Annotated in this window: 20 protein-coding genes; 15 read left to right on the forward strand and 5 right to left on the reverse strand. The window is 52.8% G+C overall.

From position 1 onward, the window contains the following. Positions 1-71 precede the first annotated feature (71 nt). The 5 genes from endA (at position 72) to ruvX (ending at position 3,708) form a co-directional block, all read left to right on the forward strand. On the forward strand, positions 72-779 hold the full coding sequence (endA, locus tag HV127_RS02430) for a deoxyribonuclease I (protein ID WP_182234912.1): 708 nt from the start codon (positions 72-74) through the stop codon (positions 777-779). 91 nt (positions 780-870) lie between these two features. Then, positions 871-1,602 carry a 16S rRNA (uracil(1498)-N(3))-methyltransferase gene (gene rsmE / locus HV127_RS02435; protein WP_182234913.1) on the forward strand — a complete coding sequence of 244 codons (732 nt, stop codon included), beginning with the start codon at positions 871-873 and terminating at the stop codon, positions 1,600-1,602. Between the two features lie 20 nt (positions 1,603-1,622). Then, entirely contained in the window at positions 1,623-2,570 is a 948-nt protein-coding gene (gene gshB, locus HV127_RS02440) for a glutathione synthase (RefSeq protein ID WP_182234914.1), read from the forward strand. Between the two features lie 158 nt (positions 2,571-2,728). Further along, on the forward strand, positions 2,729-3,292 hold the full coding sequence (locus tag HV127_RS02445) for a YqgE/AlgH family protein (protein WP_112217183.1): 564 nt from the start codon (positions 2,729-2,731) through the stop codon (positions 3,290-3,292). Continuing rightward, positions 3,292-3,708, forward strand: a complete 417-nt coding sequence (gene ruvX / locus HV127_RS02450) for a Holliday junction resolvase RuvX (RefSeq protein WP_181250250.1) — start codon at positions 3,292-3,294, stop codon at positions 3,706-3,708. Before HV127_RS02445 ends, ruvX begins: the two co-directional genes overlap by 1 nt. Positions 3,709-3,762: 54 nt before the next feature. On the opposite strand, the gene HV127_RS02455 is transcribed toward ruvX, so the two are convergent. Both HV127_RS02455 and HV127_RS02460 read right to left on the reverse strand, forming a co-directional pair. After that, the gene (locus HV127_RS02455) at positions 3,763-4,416 is read right to left on the reverse strand and encodes a LuxR C-terminal-related transcriptional regulator (RefSeq protein WP_182234915.1); all 654 of its coding nucleotides are present in this window, start codon (positions 4,414-4,416) and stop codon (positions 3,763-3,765) included. Between the two features lie 348 nt (positions 4,417-4,764). After that, entirely contained in the window at positions 4,765-5,745 is a 981-nt protein-coding gene (locus HV127_RS02460) for a type IV pilus twitching motility protein PilT (protein WP_182234916.1), read from the reverse strand. A 16-nt stretch (positions 5,746-5,761) separates the two neighbouring features. On the opposite strand from HV127_RS02460, the gene HV127_RS02465 reads away from it, so the two are divergent. The 8 genes from HV127_RS02465 to HV127_RS02500 all read left to right on the forward strand — a co-directional run bounded on the left by HV127_RS02465 (position 5,762) and on the right by HV127_RS02500 (position 12,217). Then, positions 5,762-6,466, forward strand: coding sequence for a YggS family pyridoxal phosphate-dependent enzyme (locus HV127_RS02465; protein WP_182234917.1), 705 nt, complete (start codon positions 5,762-5,764; stop codon positions 6,464-6,466). Positions 6,467-6,483: 17 nt separating this feature from the next. Further along, positions 6,484-7,050, forward strand: coding sequence for a YggT family protein (locus HV127_RS02470; protein ID WP_181484884.1), 567 nt, complete (start codon positions 6,484-6,486; stop codon positions 7,048-7,050). Next, positions 7,047-7,337, forward strand: a complete 291-nt coding sequence (gene yggU, locus HV127_RS02475; RefSeq protein WP_110273080.1) for a DUF167 family protein YggU — start codon at positions 7,047-7,049, stop codon at positions 7,335-7,337. The genes HV127_RS02470 and yggU overlap by 4 nt, the downstream gene beginning before the upstream one ends. A gap of 12 nt (positions 7,338-7,349) precedes the next feature. Beyond that, positions 7,350-7,943, forward strand: a complete 594-nt coding sequence (locus tag HV127_RS02480; protein WP_182234918.1) for an XTP/dITP diphosphatase — start codon at positions 7,350-7,352, stop codon at positions 7,941-7,943. Next, positions 7,936-9,072 (forward strand): radical SAM family heme chaperone HemW, encoded by a 1,137-nt coding sequence (gene hemW / locus HV127_RS02485; protein ID WP_182234919.1) that lies wholly within the window; start codon positions 7,936-7,938, stop codon positions 9,070-9,072. Before HV127_RS02480 ends, hemW begins: the two co-directional genes overlap by 8 nt. Positions 9,073-9,378: 306 nt before the next feature. After that, positions 9,379-10,365 carry a TRAP transporter substrate-binding protein gene (locus tag HV127_RS02490; protein ID WP_182234920.1) on the forward strand — a complete coding sequence of 329 codons (987 nt, stop codon included), beginning with the start codon at positions 9,379-9,381 and terminating at the stop codon, positions 10,363-10,365. Positions 10,366-10,412: 47 nt separating this feature from the next. Continuing rightward, positions 10,413-10,916 (forward strand): TRAP transporter small permease, encoded by a 504-nt coding sequence (locus HV127_RS02495; RefSeq protein WP_110273076.1) that lies wholly within the window; start codon positions 10,413-10,415, stop codon positions 10,914-10,916. Then, a complete protein-coding gene (locus HV127_RS02500) occupies positions 10,916-12,217 on the forward strand; it encodes a TRAP transporter large permease subunit (RefSeq protein WP_182234921.1) in 1,302 nt (433 codons plus the stop codon). Before HV127_RS02495 ends, HV127_RS02500 begins: the two co-directional genes overlap by 1 nt. 61 nt (positions 12,218-12,278) lie before the next feature. Here HV127_RS02500 and HV127_RS02505 read toward each other — a convergent pair whose 3' ends face one another. Genes HV127_RS02505 through trmB form a run of 3 tightly spaced genes read right to left on the reverse strand, consistent with a single transcriptional unit; the run spans position 12,279 to position 14,094 of the window. Next, entirely contained in the window at positions 12,279-12,998 is a 720-nt protein-coding gene (locus HV127_RS02505) for a DUF2884 domain-containing protein (RefSeq protein WP_181484878.1), read from the reverse strand. A gap of 50 nt (positions 12,999-13,048) precedes the next feature. Then, the gene (locus HV127_RS02510) at positions 13,049-13,375 is read right to left on the reverse strand and encodes a YggL family protein (protein ID WP_110273073.1); all 327 of its coding nucleotides are present in this window, start codon (positions 13,373-13,375) and stop codon (positions 13,049-13,051) included. Continuing rightward, on the reverse strand, positions 13,375-14,094 hold the full coding sequence (gene trmB, locus HV127_RS02515) for a tRNA (guanosine(46)-N7)-methyltransferase TrmB (protein WP_110273072.1): 720 nt from the start codon (positions 14,092-14,094) through the stop codon (positions 13,375-13,377). Before trmB ends, HV127_RS02510 begins: the two co-directional genes overlap by 1 nt. Positions 14,095-14,230: 136 nt before the next feature. On the opposite strand from trmB, the gene mutY reads away from it, so the two are divergent. Next, complete coding sequence (gene mutY, locus HV127_RS02520; RefSeq protein ID WP_182234922.1) at positions 14,231-15,289, forward strand: A/G-specific adenine glycosylase; 1,059 nt, start codon at positions 14,231-14,233, stop codon at positions 15,287-15,289. 27 nt (positions 15,290-15,316) lie between these two features. Next, positions 15,317-15,592 (forward strand): oxidative damage protection protein, encoded by a 276-nt coding sequence (locus tag HV127_RS02525; RefSeq protein ID WP_182234923.1) that lies wholly within the window; start codon positions 15,317-15,319, stop codon positions 15,590-15,592. Positions 15,593-15,615 lie beyond the last annotated feature (23 nt).

Here is a 15,615-nt window from a genome sequence, read left to right on the forward strand (position 1 = left end):
TCTGATCTGGCTGATTGCATCCGGCAATCGCATTCGTTACGTTGCGGGCTCGTTTTGACACGGAGTTCACGATGTCCCGCATTCATATTTTTACTGTCGCGTTTCTCAGCGTGACGGCGTGTGGCCCGCTTGCGGCCGAAGGAATCAACAGTTTTTCTCAAGCCAAGGCTGCAGGCGTGAAAGTCAACGCCGATGTCCCAGGCGATTTTTACTGCGGCTGTAAAATCAACTGGCAGGGGAAAAAAGGCGTTATCGACCTGGAATCTTGTGGCTATAAAGTGCGTAAAAATGAAAACCGCGCCAGCAGGGTTGAGTGGGAGCATGTGGTTCCGGCCTGGCAGTTCGGTCACCAGCGTCAATGCTGGCAGGATGGCGGACGGAAAAACTGTGCCAAAGACCCGGAATATCGCAAGATGGAAAGCGACATGCATAACCTGCAGCCAGCGGTCGGCGAGGTCAATGGCGATCGCGCCAACTTTATGTACAGCCAGTGGAACGGCGGCGAAGGCCAATATGGTCAGTGCGACATGAAGGTCGATTTCAAAGACAAAGTCGCCGAGCCACCGGCTCGTGCCCGCGGTTCTATCGCCCGCACCTACTTCTATATGCGCGACCGCTATCAACTAAACCTTTCCCGCCAGCAAACTCAGCTATTTACCGCCTGGGACAAGCAGTATCCGGTGACGACCTGGGAGTGTCAGCGCGACGAGCGCATTGCGAAAGTCCAGGGTAACCATAATCCTTACGTCCTGCAGGCTTGCCAGGCGCAAAAGAGCTAACCTACACTAGCGGCAATTGTTAATTTGCAGCGTCACTCTTCCCTTCTTTACGAGGGAAGAGGATATCTGCGCACAGAACGGAATATCAAGCATGCGCACTCCTCGCATCCATCACCCGGACCCCATCATCACGGGCACCCAGATAGCCCTCTCCGACGACGCGGCCAACCATGTCGGCCGCGTTTTACGCATGGGTAAAGGTCAGGCAATTGAGCTTTTTGACGGTAGCAATCAGGTCTTCGAAGCGGTAATTGTCGAGGCCGGTAAGAAAAATGTTCTGGTTGAAGTGCAGAGCAGCAAAATCGATGACCGCGAATCCCCACTGCATATCCATTTGGGCCAGGTCATGTCCCGTGGCGAAAAAATGGAATTCACCATCCAGAAATCGATCGAACTTGGTGTAAGCCTCATAACGCCACTGTTTTCCGAGCGCTGTGGCGTTAAACTGGATGCCGAACGTTTGCAGAAGAAGATCCTGCAGTGGCAAAAAATCGCCATTGCCGCCTGCGAGCAGAGCGGTCGCAACGTGGTGCCGGAGATCCGCCCGGCAATGCAGCTTGAAGCCTGGTGCGCGGAACAGGACGAGGGCCTGAAGCTCAATCTGCATCCCCGGGCCAGCGCCAGCATTAACACGCTGCCGTTGCCGGTCGAGCGTATTCGCCTGCTGATTGGCCCGGAAGGCGGCCTGTCGGCGGAAGAAATAGCGATGACCGCTCGCTACCAGTTTACTGATATCCTGTTGGGACCGCGCGTTCTGCGTACAGAGACAACTGCGCTCACTGCCATCACCGCCCTGCAGGTGCGTTTTGGCGACTTAGGTTGAGGCGTTAACGGAGAAGAATAATGATTAAGCTCGGCATCGTGATGGACCCCATCGCAACCATCAACATCAAGAAAGACACCAGCTTCGCCATGTTGCTGGAAGCGCAGCGTCGCGGCTATGAACTCCATTATATGGAGATGAACGATCTGTACTTAATCAACGGTGAAGCCCGCGCCCGTACGCGCTCGCTGAGCGTCGAGCAAAACTACGATAAATGGTATGAATTCAATAGCGAGCAGGATCTGCCGCTCGCGGATCTCGACGTGATTCTGATGCGTAAGGATCCGCCGTTCGATACTGAGTTTATCTACGCGACCTATATTCTTGAGCGTGCTGAAGAAAAAGGAACGCTTATCGTCAACAAGCCGCAAAGCCTGCGCGACTGTAACGAAAAGCTATTTACCGCTTGGTTCTCCGAGTTAACCCCGGAAACGCTGGTCACCCGTAATAAAGCTCAGTTAAAAGCCTTCTGGGAAAAACATGGCGATATCATCCTCAAGCCGCTGGACGGCATGGGTGGCGCATCGATTTTCCGCGTTAAAGAAGGCGACCCTAACCTTGGCGTGATCACCGAGACATTAACCGAACTCGGCAGCCGTTACTGCATGGCGCAGAACTATCTGCCAGCCATTAAAGATGGCGATAAACGCGTACTGGTGGTTGATGGCGAACCCGTTCCTTACTGCCTGGCCCGTATACCGCAGGGTGGCGAAACTCGTGGTAACCTTGCAGCAGGTGGTCGCGGTGAAGCGCGCCCGCTGACTGAAAGCGACTGGGCTATCGCCCGCCGCGTCGGCCCAACGCTAAAAGCTAAAGGGTTAATCTTTGTGGGTCTGGATATCATTGGCGATCGCCTGACGGAAATTAACGTCACCAGCCCGACCTGCGTACGTGAAATCGAAGCCGCATTCCCGATTTCCATTACCGGTATGCTGATGGACGCCATCGAGAAGCGCATCAATAAATAAGCACTGCTTCAGGCTACGGGCCCACGCCTGTAGCCTGAAAGACCACTCAAGTTGATTCAACGCCCCTGTAACCTGAAAGATAAAGTTGAATCGACAGCCTTGCACGTTACCCGCATACTGGGTGCTGCTTTTTTGAACCAGGAACAGAACCTCTGACAATGAATTTACAGCATCACTTTCTAATTGCCATGCCTGCTCTCCAGGACCCGATTTTCCGTCGCTCCGTAGTCTATATCTGCGAGTATAACGATGACGGTGCCATGGGCATTATTATCAATAAACCGATGGAAAATCTGCTGGTTGAAGGGATCCTGGAGAAGTTAAAAATCGCGCCCGATCCGCGTAACCCTGATATCCGCCTGGATAAACCGGTTATGCTCGGTGGGCCTCTGGCTGAAGACCGGGGCTTTATCCTGCATTCACCACCGTCCGATTTCTCATCCAGCATCCGTATCTCTGATAATACGGTGATAACCACCTCCCGCGACGTGCTGGAAACCCTGGGTACGGACAAGCAGCCAGGTAACGTGCTGGTCGCACTGGGATATGCTTCCTGGGAGAAAGGCCAACTAGAACAAGAGATACTGGATAACGCCTGGTTAACCGCTCCGGCCGATCAGAATATTTTGTTTAAAACGCCGATAGCTGACCGCTGGCGCGATGCAGCGAAGCTGATTGGTATCGATATCGTGACAATGCCAGCCGAAGCGGGGCACGCATAATGAGTGGGACCTTTTTAGGCTTTGATTTTGGCACCAAAAGTATTGGCGTCGCAGTCGGGCAGCGCATCACCGGGACTGCTCGCCCTCTTCCCGCACTTAAAGCACAGGACGGCAAGCCGGACTGGAACATTATCGAAAAATTACTGAAAGAGTGGCAACCTGAGGCCGTTATTGTCGGTCTGCCGCTTAATATGGACGGTACTGAACAGCCTCTTACCGCACGTGCACGCAACTTCGCCAATAAAATACATGGCCGCTTTGGGGTGCAAATAACGTTGCATGACGAACGTCTGAGCACCGTTGAAGCCCGAGCCGGATTATTTGAACACGGCGGATTTCGCGCACTCAACAAAGGCAGCGTTGATTCAGCTTCTGCGGTCATTATTCTGGAAAGCTATTTTGAACAAGGCTTCTAAGCCTGACAAATGGCGCCATAGCCTGTAGCTGGCGCCACTTCCGTGACTAATTCGTTAGTGACGCAGATGTTCGTTCGCCCAGCTTACCGCCTGGGTACGATTCTTCACGCTCAGCTTACGAAACACGTTATATAGGTGAGTGCGGACCGTATTTTCGCTGATAAATAGCGCGCGAGCTATATCCATATTGGTCGCACCACAGCGCAGTTCATTAAGAATTTCACATTCGCGTTCAGTCAACGGAGAACTTTCCGCAGGTGCCGATGCATGATCCGCGGTATACATCGCCGGGTGCATCACGCTCAATTCAGCCGTCTGTTCACCGTTCAATACGGCTTTAACGCCCTCAATTAAGCGCGATTCATCATCGTCATGGCGAAAGACACCATAAAGCGCAGGCCACTGTGCCATTTCGTAGAGTTCATACTTTTGTGCGCTATTGATAATCAGCAGACGAGGATTGTCTGCTTGTGAGCGAATAATATCACGCCATACGCTGTTCAACTTTTTATTTGAAACAGCAATATCAAATAATATTACAGAATCTTTCAAAAAACGTTGTACAAGGGGCTTATTAATATTTTGCAAAATGACAGAAACAGATAACGTATCAGCCAGATACGTTGCAAATGCTTTGCTTTGAATCGATGGGTGAGTAATAAAAGTAACCTGGCGAGAACGAATGAAATCCTCAGAAAAATTAATCACTTAAAACTCTCCTTAGTTGATACCCGCCTTCATAGCGGTTAAATGAATTAAAAAGAATACGATCGCGAGTGTATTTATAAGTCCAAACCATATTTACACATTGAAACAATATTCCATGGGAATTTTCCTATCCCTGCAAACAGCATAAATCGAATGCCTTAAGAGAGTCAAAAGATTATCAAACTTTTTTCCTGGTTATGGGAAGTTTATGTCAATTCGTTTTTCATAGCGTACATTATTCGTCTTAATTTCACGTACTTATTTGTAATATAAAATTATGATACTGAACATTAATAAAACATTGTCATAACAAGCCATTGGTAAGATGTCTGAATATAAAAAATACAGCTATAAACGACCTGCAGCCGTACGTTGCTGAAAGCTTTGCGTAAATGTTTGCATGCCCGATTGCTGCCCGGTTTGCATTACGCCGGGCAGTTGATGCGTTTTTCCCTCTCGGATCAAATTCGCCACCGCTGGGGTATTAACCAAAAGCTCGTATAGCGCAACTCTTCCACCAGCAGTATCCGGAAACAATTTTTGTGCCAGCACAGCGCACAAACTCCCTGCCAGCTGACTGCGGACCTGCTCTTTCTCCTGCGCCGGAAAAACATCTACCAGCCTCTCGACCGCCTGCGCCGCGCCACGCGTATGCAACGTCGCCATCACCAGATGTCCGGTCTCCGCCGCGGTTAATGCAAGGCGGATCGTTTCACTATCACGCAGTTCCCCTAACAAAATGACGTCAGGGTCCTGACGCAGCGCGACGCGCAATGCCGATGCAAAGGAGGGACAGTGGCGGCCAACTTCCCGCTGTTGAATCAGGCAACGCTCGCTGTGATGGATAAACTCAACCGGGTCTTCCAGCGTCAGAATATGACCATCGAGACGCTGGTTAAGATAACCAACCATCGCCGCCAGGGTGGTTGATTTACCGCTCCCGGTCGCCCCCGTGACCAGAATAAGCCCACTCTCTTCATTGAGCAGTTCCGGTAAGGCGGCAGGAGTACCCAGCTCCTCCAGTAAAGGACAAGTTTCTGCCAGCAGGCGTAATGCCAGAGACAGGCCACGAGTATGGGCAAACGCGCTGGCACGCAGGCGCGGCCCGCCTGCCGGCGCAAGGGCAAAATCAACCTGCCCGCAGGCCTGCCACTGCGCTAACTGCTCTTCGTTGAGCCAGTCATTGAGAATTTTACCGATATCCGGCGAGGTAAAAGGCGCAGGTTCCAGCTTTCCCTGCCGACGCCAGCGCGGCGCTGACGCATTGCACAGGTGTAGATCGGAGACATTATGCTTTACACTAAGGGCCACTATTTCTTCCAGCTCCATAACTCATCCTCGGAATATGAACGATATTGCGCATAACCTGGCACAGGTCCGGGACAAAATCTCAGCCGCTGCCGCACGCTGCGGCCGTGCTCCAGAAGAAGTTACGTTGCTTGCAGTGAGTAAAACGAAACCTGCGAGCGCTATCGAAGAAGCGGTGGCTGCAGGCCAGGTGGCTTTTGGCGAAAACTACGTTCAGGAAGGGGTTGAAAAAATTCGCCACTTTCAGGAAGTGGGCGCAACCGGTCTACAGTGGCACTTTATTGGTCCGCTGCAGTCCAACAAAAGCCGCCTGGTGGCCGAGCATTTTGACTGGTGCCATACCGTCGATCGGCTCAAAATCGCCGCCCGCCTTAGCGAGCAACGACCAGCCCATTTGCCACCGCTCAACGTACTGATTCAAATCAATATCAGCGATGAGCACAGCAAATCAGGTATTCCACTTGAAGCCCTGGACGCGCTGGCGGCAGACATCGCCGAGCTGCCTAACCTACAGCTACGCGGCTTGATGGCGATTCCCGCGCCAGAGTCAGAATATGTAAGGCAGTTTGCCGTCGCCCAACAAATGGCGGTAGCATTTGCGCGATTAAAAACACGCTATCCTACGGTCGATACGTTGTCGCTGGGAATGTCGGATGATATGGAAGCCGCCATCGCGGCGGGAAGCACTATGGTGCGCATCGGAACCGCAATTTTCGGCGCGCGCGACTACAGCAAAAAATAAGGAATCTGAGGAACGCCATGAAGACGTTGACTTTCCTGCTCTCAACGGTCATTGAGCTCTACACAATGGTCGTGTTATTACGCGTCTGGATGCAGTGTGCGCGCTGCGACTTTTATAACCCGTTTTCGCAGTTCGTCGTGAAAGCGACGCAGCCTGTCGTTGGGCCGCTACGCCGCATTATCCCGGCAATGGGGCCGCTCGATAGCGCCTCCCTGCTGGTGGCCTTTATTCTTTGCGTTGTGAAAGCCATCGTCCTGTTTATGGTCGTCACTTTCCAGCCAATTATCTGGATCTCCGCGCTCCTGATCCTCATCAAAACCATGGGCTCATTGATTTTCTGGGTTCTGCTGTTGATGGCGATTATGAGCTGGGTTAGCCAGGGCCGTAGCCCGGTAGAATACGTCCTGATGCAGCTGGCTGACCCGCTGCTGCGTCCGATTCGCAAAATGCTGCCATCAATGGGCGGGATTGATTTCTCGCCGATGGTGCTGGTGCTGCTGTTGTACGTTATCAATATGGGCATTGCCGAGCTCTTACAGGCAACAGGCAACGTTCTGCTTCCGGGGCTGTGGATGGCGCTATGAGTGCCGTCGAAGCCTGCGCTGACGGGTTAGTCTTGCGGCTGTATATTCAGCCCAAGGCCAGCCGCGACAGCATCGTTGGTTTACATGGCGACGAACTTAAAGTCGCCATTACCGCCCCGCCCGTTGATGGTCAGGCCAACGCCCATCTGGTTAAATTCCTCGCCAAACAGTTCCGCGTAGCGAAAAGCCAGGTCCTTATTGAGAAAGGTGAACTGGGCCGCCACAAGCAGGTAAAAATCATTCATCCGCAGCAGATCCCGACCGGGGTCGCTGCGCTGACAGAATAAACAGGACTCATAATGCAAAAAGTTGTTCTCGCCACCGGCAACCCAGGTAAAGTGCGCGAGCTGGCCTCGCTGCTGGCTGATTTCGGCCTCGATATTGTCGCGCAAACCGAACTGGGTGTGGATTCAGCCGAGGAAACCGGTCTGACGTTTATTGAAAACGCCATTCTAAAAGCGCGTCATGCCGCGCAGGTCACCGGGTTACCGGCCATTGCCGATGACTCCGGCCTGGCAGTCGATGCGTTAGGCGGCGCACCGGGTATCTATTCCGCCCGCTATTCCGGCGAAGGCGCTACCGACCAGCGCAATCTGGAAAAGCTGCTCGAAACCCTGAAGGACGTTCCAGACGATAAACGTCAGGCACAATTCCACTGCGTACTGGTTTATCTGCGCCATGCAGAAGATCCGACACCGTTGGTCTGCCACGGCAGTTGGCCAGGCCTGATCGCCCGCGAATCCGCAGGTAACGGCGGTTTTGGCTACGACCCGATTTTCTTTGTTCCGACAGAGGGAAAAACAGCAGCAGAGCTGACTCGCGAAGAAAAAAGCGCTATCTCCCACCGTGGACGCGCGCTGAAACTGTTACTGGAAGCCTTACGTAATGGCTAATTTGCCACCCCTGAGCCTCTATATTCATATTCCATGGTGCGTGCAAAAATGCCCGTACTGCGATTTTAACTCGCATGCGCTGAAGGGGGAGGTACCGCACGACGACTACGTTCAACATCTGCTGAACGATTTGCGGGCCGACGCCCCCTATGCACAGGGACGTGAGATTGGGACTATTTTCATCGGTGGCGGTACGCCGAGTCTGCTTTCAGGCCCGGCGATGCAAACTCTGCTCGATGGCGTGCGCGAGTGTCTGCCACTGGCGGCAGATGCAGAGATTACCATGGAAGCCAACCCTGGCACCGTGGAAGCGGATCGTTTCGTCGAGTATCAGCGTGCGGGTATCAACCGCATCTCCATCGGCGTGCAGAGCTTTAGCGAACAGAAGCTCCAGCGCCTTGGACGCATTCATGGCCCACAAGAGGCGAAGCGCGCGGCTAACCTGGCAAGCGGACTGGGGCTGCGCAGTTTTAATCTCGATTTAATGCACGGCCTGCCGGATCAATCTCTGGAAGAGGCGCTGGACGACCTGCGTCAGGCGATTGCTCTCAACCCGCCGCATCTCTCGTGGTATCAGTTGACCATCGAACCTAACACCCTGTTCGGTTCACGTCCTCCTGTGCTGCCGGATGATGACGCGCTGTGGGATATTTACGAGCAGGGACACCGTTTGCTCAGCGCTGCGGGCTATCAGCAATACGAAACCTCCGCCTACGCTAAACCTGGCTATCAGTGTCAGCACAACCTGAACTACTGGCGCTTTGGCGACTACCTTGGCGTTGGCTGCGGTGCGCACGGCAAAGTGACGTTCCCGAACGGGCGCATTCTACGAACGGCGAAAACCCGCCATCCGCGCGGCTATATGGAAGGCCGCTACCTCGAACGTCAGCATGATGTGGAAACCGCCGATAAACCGTTCGAGTTCTTTATGAACCGTTTCCGCCTGCTGGAAGCGGCGCCACGTGATGAATTCAGCCGCTACACAGGCCTTGAGGAACGCTCGATCCGCCCGCAAATCGAGGCGGCGATTGCCCAGGGTTATCTGACGGAGGATGAGCATGACTGGCAAATTACCGAGCACGGTAAGCTGTTTTTAAATTCCCTTCTCGAGTTATTCCTTAGCGAATAAACATCTCAATTCATATCCCGTTATTAAAAGATAACGGGATAATTCATAATTCGCCTTTCCCGAAGTGTTTGCAAGGTTATTTCCGAGCAATCCATTTACCACATTCAAAATAAAAATAAACTCATCTTCATTTATTAAAAATAAACATAACCCAGCGCACAAAATCCCTCATTTCATTATGTCATTGAGAAAAAATGTGAGTCAGACGGCTTAAAGGTGTCGGACAACCAGGATAATATGTCATACAGAAATACGGAATCATTCTCTAGATATTGACCAATTAACCCAAATGCATGGAGCCGACTCATGAAAAAATTCTCTTTTTCTCGTTCTCTGGTGTGTGTATCACTGCTTGCCCTGCTCTCTTCAGGCGCTAGCGCAGCTGAAAAAGTTACGTTAAAACTGGCACATAACCTCGAACGCAGCCACGTTGTTCATCAGGCATTTGAGGAGATGTCGAAAGAGGTTAACCAACTTTCTGGCGGTAATATGAAGATTCGTATTTACCCCAGCAGCCAGATGGGCAGCGCACGTGAAACCATGGAGTTATTACAAAACGGTGCCCTCGATATGACTAAAGGCTCCGCCAGCGATTTGGAGTCATTCGATAACATCTACGCGATATATAATTTGCCGTTCTTATTTAACGATCAGAATCACTTCAATAAAGTCGTCTTTGGTGAAGTGGGTAAAGAAATAATGGAATCCACTAAAGATAAAGGATTCTTTGCGCTTTCTGCTTATGTTGCCGGTACCCGCAGCTTTTATGCCAAGAAACCCATCACTAAGCCGGAAGATTTAAAAGGGCTAAAGATCCGCGTCCAGGCCAGCCCGACCACGCTTAAAATGATTGAATTAATGGGTGGTTCGCCAACGCCGATTTCCTTTGGCGAAGTTTATACCGCCATGCAGCAGGGCGTCGTGGACGGCGCGGAGAATAACGTTCCTTCCTGGGTACAGACCCGTCATATCGAAATCGCTAAGGTTTTCTCTGAAGATGAACATGCTTCAATCCCGGACTTCCTCGTTATCTCCAGCAAAACCTGGGACAAGCTCACGCCGGAACAGCAGCAAATCCTGATCAAGGCCGCTAAAGCGTCCGAAGTTTATCAGCAGAAGCTGTGGGAGAAGATCGACGCCGACACCCGCGCCCAGGCCAAAGCCATGGGTGGCGAAATCGTTAAAGTCGATAAAGCACCGTTCCGCGCCGCCGTACAGCCGCTGTTTGATGACTTCAAAAAAGATCCTAAACAGGCCGCTCTGCTGGCCAAATTCGAAGCCGCTGCTGAATAAATCTCTAGCGGGCCAGCTTCTGGCCCGTTTTTACCAGGAAATTAATGATGATACTTAACCGCATAAAACTGGCGGTGGACCGCGTGATCGCCGCATTCTCCGTCGCCGTGATGGTGGCGCTGGTTGTCTGCGTCGTCTGGCAGGTGTTCAGCCGCTACGTGTTAAACCAGCCAAGTACTCTGACCGACGAACTGGCGCGCTTTTTGATGATCTGGGTTGGCCTGTTGGGTGCGGCTTACACGGTCGGCGCTCAACGTCATCTGGCTATCGATTTACTCGCAATGACGCTGAAACCAAACAAACAGGCGCTTCTCAGCGTCATCATTAACCTGCTGATCTTTATTTTTGCTGGCTCAGTCATTGTTACCGGCGGCGTGAAGCTGATTGAAAAAACGCTGTCGACCGCTCAGGTCTCCGCAGCGATGCAGATCCCAATGGGCTATGTGTACCTCATCCTGCCGCTTACCGGCGTCATTATGATGTTTTACGCGCTGTGCTTTATCAGCAACGGTTTGAAAAACATGAAGCACTCTGAAGCAGGAGCAAACTAATGGAAGGCTATATCGCACTGACGCTATTCGGCTCTTTCTTTATTCTGGTTTTTATTGGCGTACCGATCTCTTTTTCCATTGGTATCGCTACCGTGGGTTCGATGCTGCTGATGTTCCCCTGGGATATCGCAGTGATTACCGTTTCTCAGCGCCTGGCGAACGGCCTGGATAACTTCGCCCTGTTGGCTATTCCGTTCTTTATTTTTGCCGGTACGCTGATGAACAGCGGCGGGATTGCCATACGCTTAATAAACCTGGCGCAGGTCATGGTCGGCCGGGTACCGGGCTCGATGGGCCACGTTAACGTGCTGGCGAACATGATGTTCGGTTCCATTTCTGGTTCCGCGGTCGCCGCTGCCGCAGCGGTAGGCGGAACCTTACACCCTATCCAGACGCAGAAAGGCTACGATCCGGCGTTCTCCACGGCGGTTAACGTCTCCTCCTGTATCACGGGCCTGTTAATTCCGCCATCAAACGTGCTGATTGTCTTTTCTTTAACCGCAGGCGGCGTCTCGGTAGCATCACTGTTTATGGCCGGCTACCTGCCGGGTATCCTGATGGGCCTGTCCATCATGATAGTCTGCGCCATCATCGCTAAACGACGCGGCTACCCGGTTTCTGAACGTCCGACCTGCGCTCAGGCGGCAAAAGCCTTTTTCGACGCGCTGCCCAGCCTGCTGCTGGTCATCATCGTCATGGGCGGGATCCTCGGCGGCATCTTCACCGCCACCGAAGCCTCTGCTATTGCCGTGGTCTACACCTTTATTCTCTCAGTACTGATTTATCGCGAAGTGAAATGGCGGGAGCTGCCGAAGCTAATTCTTGAATCGGTGGTGATGACCTCTATCGTGCTGTTGTTGATTGGCTTCTCTGTTGGCATGTCGTGGGCGATGACCAACGCCGATATTCCTTACATGATTAGCGATACGCTGATGGGAATTTCCGAGAACCCGGTAGTGATTCTGCTGCTGATTAATATCGTGCTGCTGATCGTCGGGATCTTTATGGATATGACCCCTGCGGTGCTGATCTTCACCCCTATCTTCCTGCCGATCGCCGAGGACTTGGGTATGGATCCGGTGCACTTCGGTATCATGATGGTCGCCAACCTGTGTATCGGGCTGTTGACGCCGCCTGTGGGCAGCGCGCTGTTCGTCGGTTGCTCCATCTCCGGCGTTAAGATTCAGCAGCTAATCAAACCGTTGCTGCCGTTCTATGCCGCACTGCTGATCGCGCTGATGATGATTGTCTATATTCCGCAGATCTCGCTGTTTGTTCCGCAGATGCTGGGGCTGATGTGACCGGCTGACAAAGGGAAGATTACGTCACCGCTACCTGCGGGTGCAGGTAGCGGGATAAGACTTATTTTAACGAGCCCACCAGCGCTTTGCGGCTATCCTCAAGGGAAACCACGCGGCTACAGACATCTTTACCAAACTTCTGGAAGTCTGCTTCCTGATTTTTCCATTCATTCTGAATGGCCGTTTGCAGGCCACCGAGGCTGCCGAGAATCCCTTCCAGCGGGTTACCGCCGCCTTTGAGGACCGCTTTCGCCCCCATCTCATTGATGCTGTCCTGCAGGATCCCGCCCATCGCCTGATTCACCAGCTGCTGACCGTCGGCCCGCACCTGATCGATGGCTTTATAGTGGAAAGTCAGCCCATCGTTGCGATGCTCGATAATGCGGGCCATCTGCGTTTTCAGTTGTGCATCAAGCTTAGTCAGGCGGCTATGCATGCTGCTGCTGGCACCCACCTGTTCAGTAATAATTTTATCCAGCGCGGCGCGGCCTTTTTCTACCCGCGTACGTGCGCCTTCATCAATCCACGGCAGGCTACTGCGCAGACCGGCCTGGTAATCCTGGGCCTGCTCGCGCTGTGCGGCGCTCAGGGAATACGCTTTTCCGTTGTAAGTCAGGCTGCCATCCGGCTGAATCACCAGATCGCCGTTTTCGCCCTTCACCTGCACCTGCTGCGGGCTGAGGATGACATCGTCACGCGGCGTGACGCTACACTGGTAATCTGCATGTGCAGACAAAGCGGTGACGGAAAGCGCCACTGCTAACAGCGTTTTGCGCATCATTTAACTCCCTTAAGACAAAACGGGCCGGCAGTTGCCGACCCTTGTCAAACTTAGTCCCACCAGATATCAAAAAGTTCGCTGGTGCGTACATCGGTAAGCCCACGCTCTTCCAGCCATTTACGCACGATGGCCTGGTGCTCCTCGGTGCATTTGCCGATTTCCTGCAAGCAGATCAGGCCTTCCCAGGAGAGATAACCACTGCCGTCAAACGCCAGCTTATTCGGCTCAATCACTTCATTAATCAGATCGTTGACGGTCTGGTCAATCTGCTCTTCGCTGGTTCCTTCCGCAAAACGCCATGCGACGGAAAAACCGACTTCCTGAAATTCGTCGATATGCATTTTTTTACGCAGACGACGGCTACGATTCGTTGCCATTATTTCACCCTCTCGAACATTAAGTCCCATACGCCGTGGCCAAGACGATGACCACGCTGTTCAAATTTGGTTACCGGGCGCGATTCCGGGCGCGGTACATAGTCGTTGCTCTCAGAGCGGTTGCGATACCCTTCAAGGGAAGACATCACTTCCAGCATATGCTCCGCATATTGCTCCCAGTCGGTCGCCATATGGAAGACGCCGCCCAGCTTCAGTTTGCTTTTAACCAGCTCGGCAAAAGGCGCCTGAACGATGCGGCGTTTATTATGCCGTGCTTTATGCCATGGGTCAGGGAAAAATAACTGCACCATATTAAGAGAGTTATCCGGGATCATGGTGTGCAGCACTTCGACCGCATCGTGACACATCACGCGCAGATTTTGCACACCCTCTTCTTCAGCAGAAGCCAGGCAAGCGCCGACGCCGGGAGAGTGCACTTCAATACCGAGGAAATTCTGCTCCGGCTTCTCTTTCGCCATCGCCACCAGCGAAGCGCCCATACCAAAACCGATCTCCAGCGTGACCGGCGCTTCACGGCCAAACAGCGCGGCGAAATCAAGCGGCGCATCGTTGAACTCAACGCCCATCACCGGCCAAATATTATCCAGCGCGTGCTGCTGCCCTTTAGTCAGGCGGCCCTGACGACGGACGAAGCTACGAATACGGCGCAGCGGGCGACCGTTTTCATCGAATTCCGGAGATATGACGTCGTTTTTCATAAAAGTTAAGTCTGCTTGTGAGAGTGTTCGGAAAACGGGCATTATCCAAAGTTACCCGGCGGATGCAAGGGTTTACAGCCTCTCGCCCTTGTGCTGCAATCTGCCACCTTATAATAACTATCCCGGAGCCGTCGCTTTGACTTTTCTCGCCGCGCAATTTTCAGCCCAGGTACTGGACTGGTACGACAAATACGGACGTAAAACCCTGCCCTGGCAAATCGCTAAGACGCCCTACAAAGTATGGCTCTCCGAAGTAATGTTGCAACAAACGCAAGTGGCGACGGTCATCCCCTATTTTGAACGTTTTATGGCGCGCTTCCCAACGGTTACCGACCTGGCGAACGCCCCTCTTGATGAAGTGCTGCACCTGTGGACCGGACTGGGTTATTACGCCCGCGCGCGCAATTTACATAAAGCAGCGCAGCAGGTCGCCTCCCTGCATGGCGGCAAATTCCCGCAAACCTTTGATGAGGTTGCCGCACTGCCGGGCGTGGGTCGCTCCACGGCGGGGGCGATTTTGTCCCTTTCTCTCAGTCAGCATTATCCGATTCTCGACGGCAACGTAAAACGCGTACTCGCGCGCTGCTATGCTGTCAGCGGTTGGCCGGGGAAAAAAGAGGTTGAGAAACGCCTGTGGGATATCAGCGAGGACGTCACGCCAGCAAAAGGTGTGGAGCGTTTCAATCAGGCGATGATGGACCTCGGGGCGATAGTGTGTACGCGCTCAAAGCCAAAATGCGAGCTTTGTCCGTTGAATAACGGCTGCGTGGCTTACGCCAATCATTCATGGACTCAATATCCGGGCAAAAAACCGAAGCAGACGATCCCCGAGCGAACCGGCTACTTCCTGCTGATGCAGCATGGCGACGAGGTGTTTCTTTCCCAGCGTCCGCCGGTGGGTCTGTGGGGAGGATTGTTCTGCTTCCCACAGTTTGAGAATGAAACTGCGCTACGTGAGTGGCTGGCGCAGCGCCAGATTAAGGCAGATAATCTGACGCAATTAACCGCGTTCCGCCACACTTTCAGCCATTTCCATCTGGATATTGTGCCGATGTGGCTTACAGTGCACTCATCCGGCGCATGCATGGATGAAGGCGGCGCACTCTGGTATAACTTAGCGCAGCCGCCGTCCGTTGGCCTGGCGGCCCCCGTGGAGCGCTTGTTGCAACAGCTGAAGGCCGGAGCACCGGTTTAACTTTCAGGCGATTAAAGAGGATTAAGAATGAGCAGAACGATTTTTTGTACTTTCCTGCAGCGTGAAGCAGATGGCCAGGATTTCCAGCTGTATCCTGGCGAGCTGGGCAAACGTATCTATAACGAAATTTCCAAAGACGCCTGGGCCCAGTGGCAGCATAAACAGACGATGCTAATCAACGAGAAAAAACTCAGCATGATGAACCCAGAGCACCGCAAACTGCTGGAGCAGGAGATGGTCCAGTTCCTGTTTGAAGGTAAAGACGTCCATATCGAAGGCTATACGCCGCCAGAAAAACAGTAAGGGCCTGACGGGCCCTTTACCAC

Origin of the sequence: Klebsiella sp. RHBSTW-00215, from assembly GCF_014103785.1 — a bacterium.
Classification (GTDB): Bacteria; Pseudomonadota; Gammaproteobacteria; order Enterobacterales; family Enterobacteriaceae; genus Klebsiella.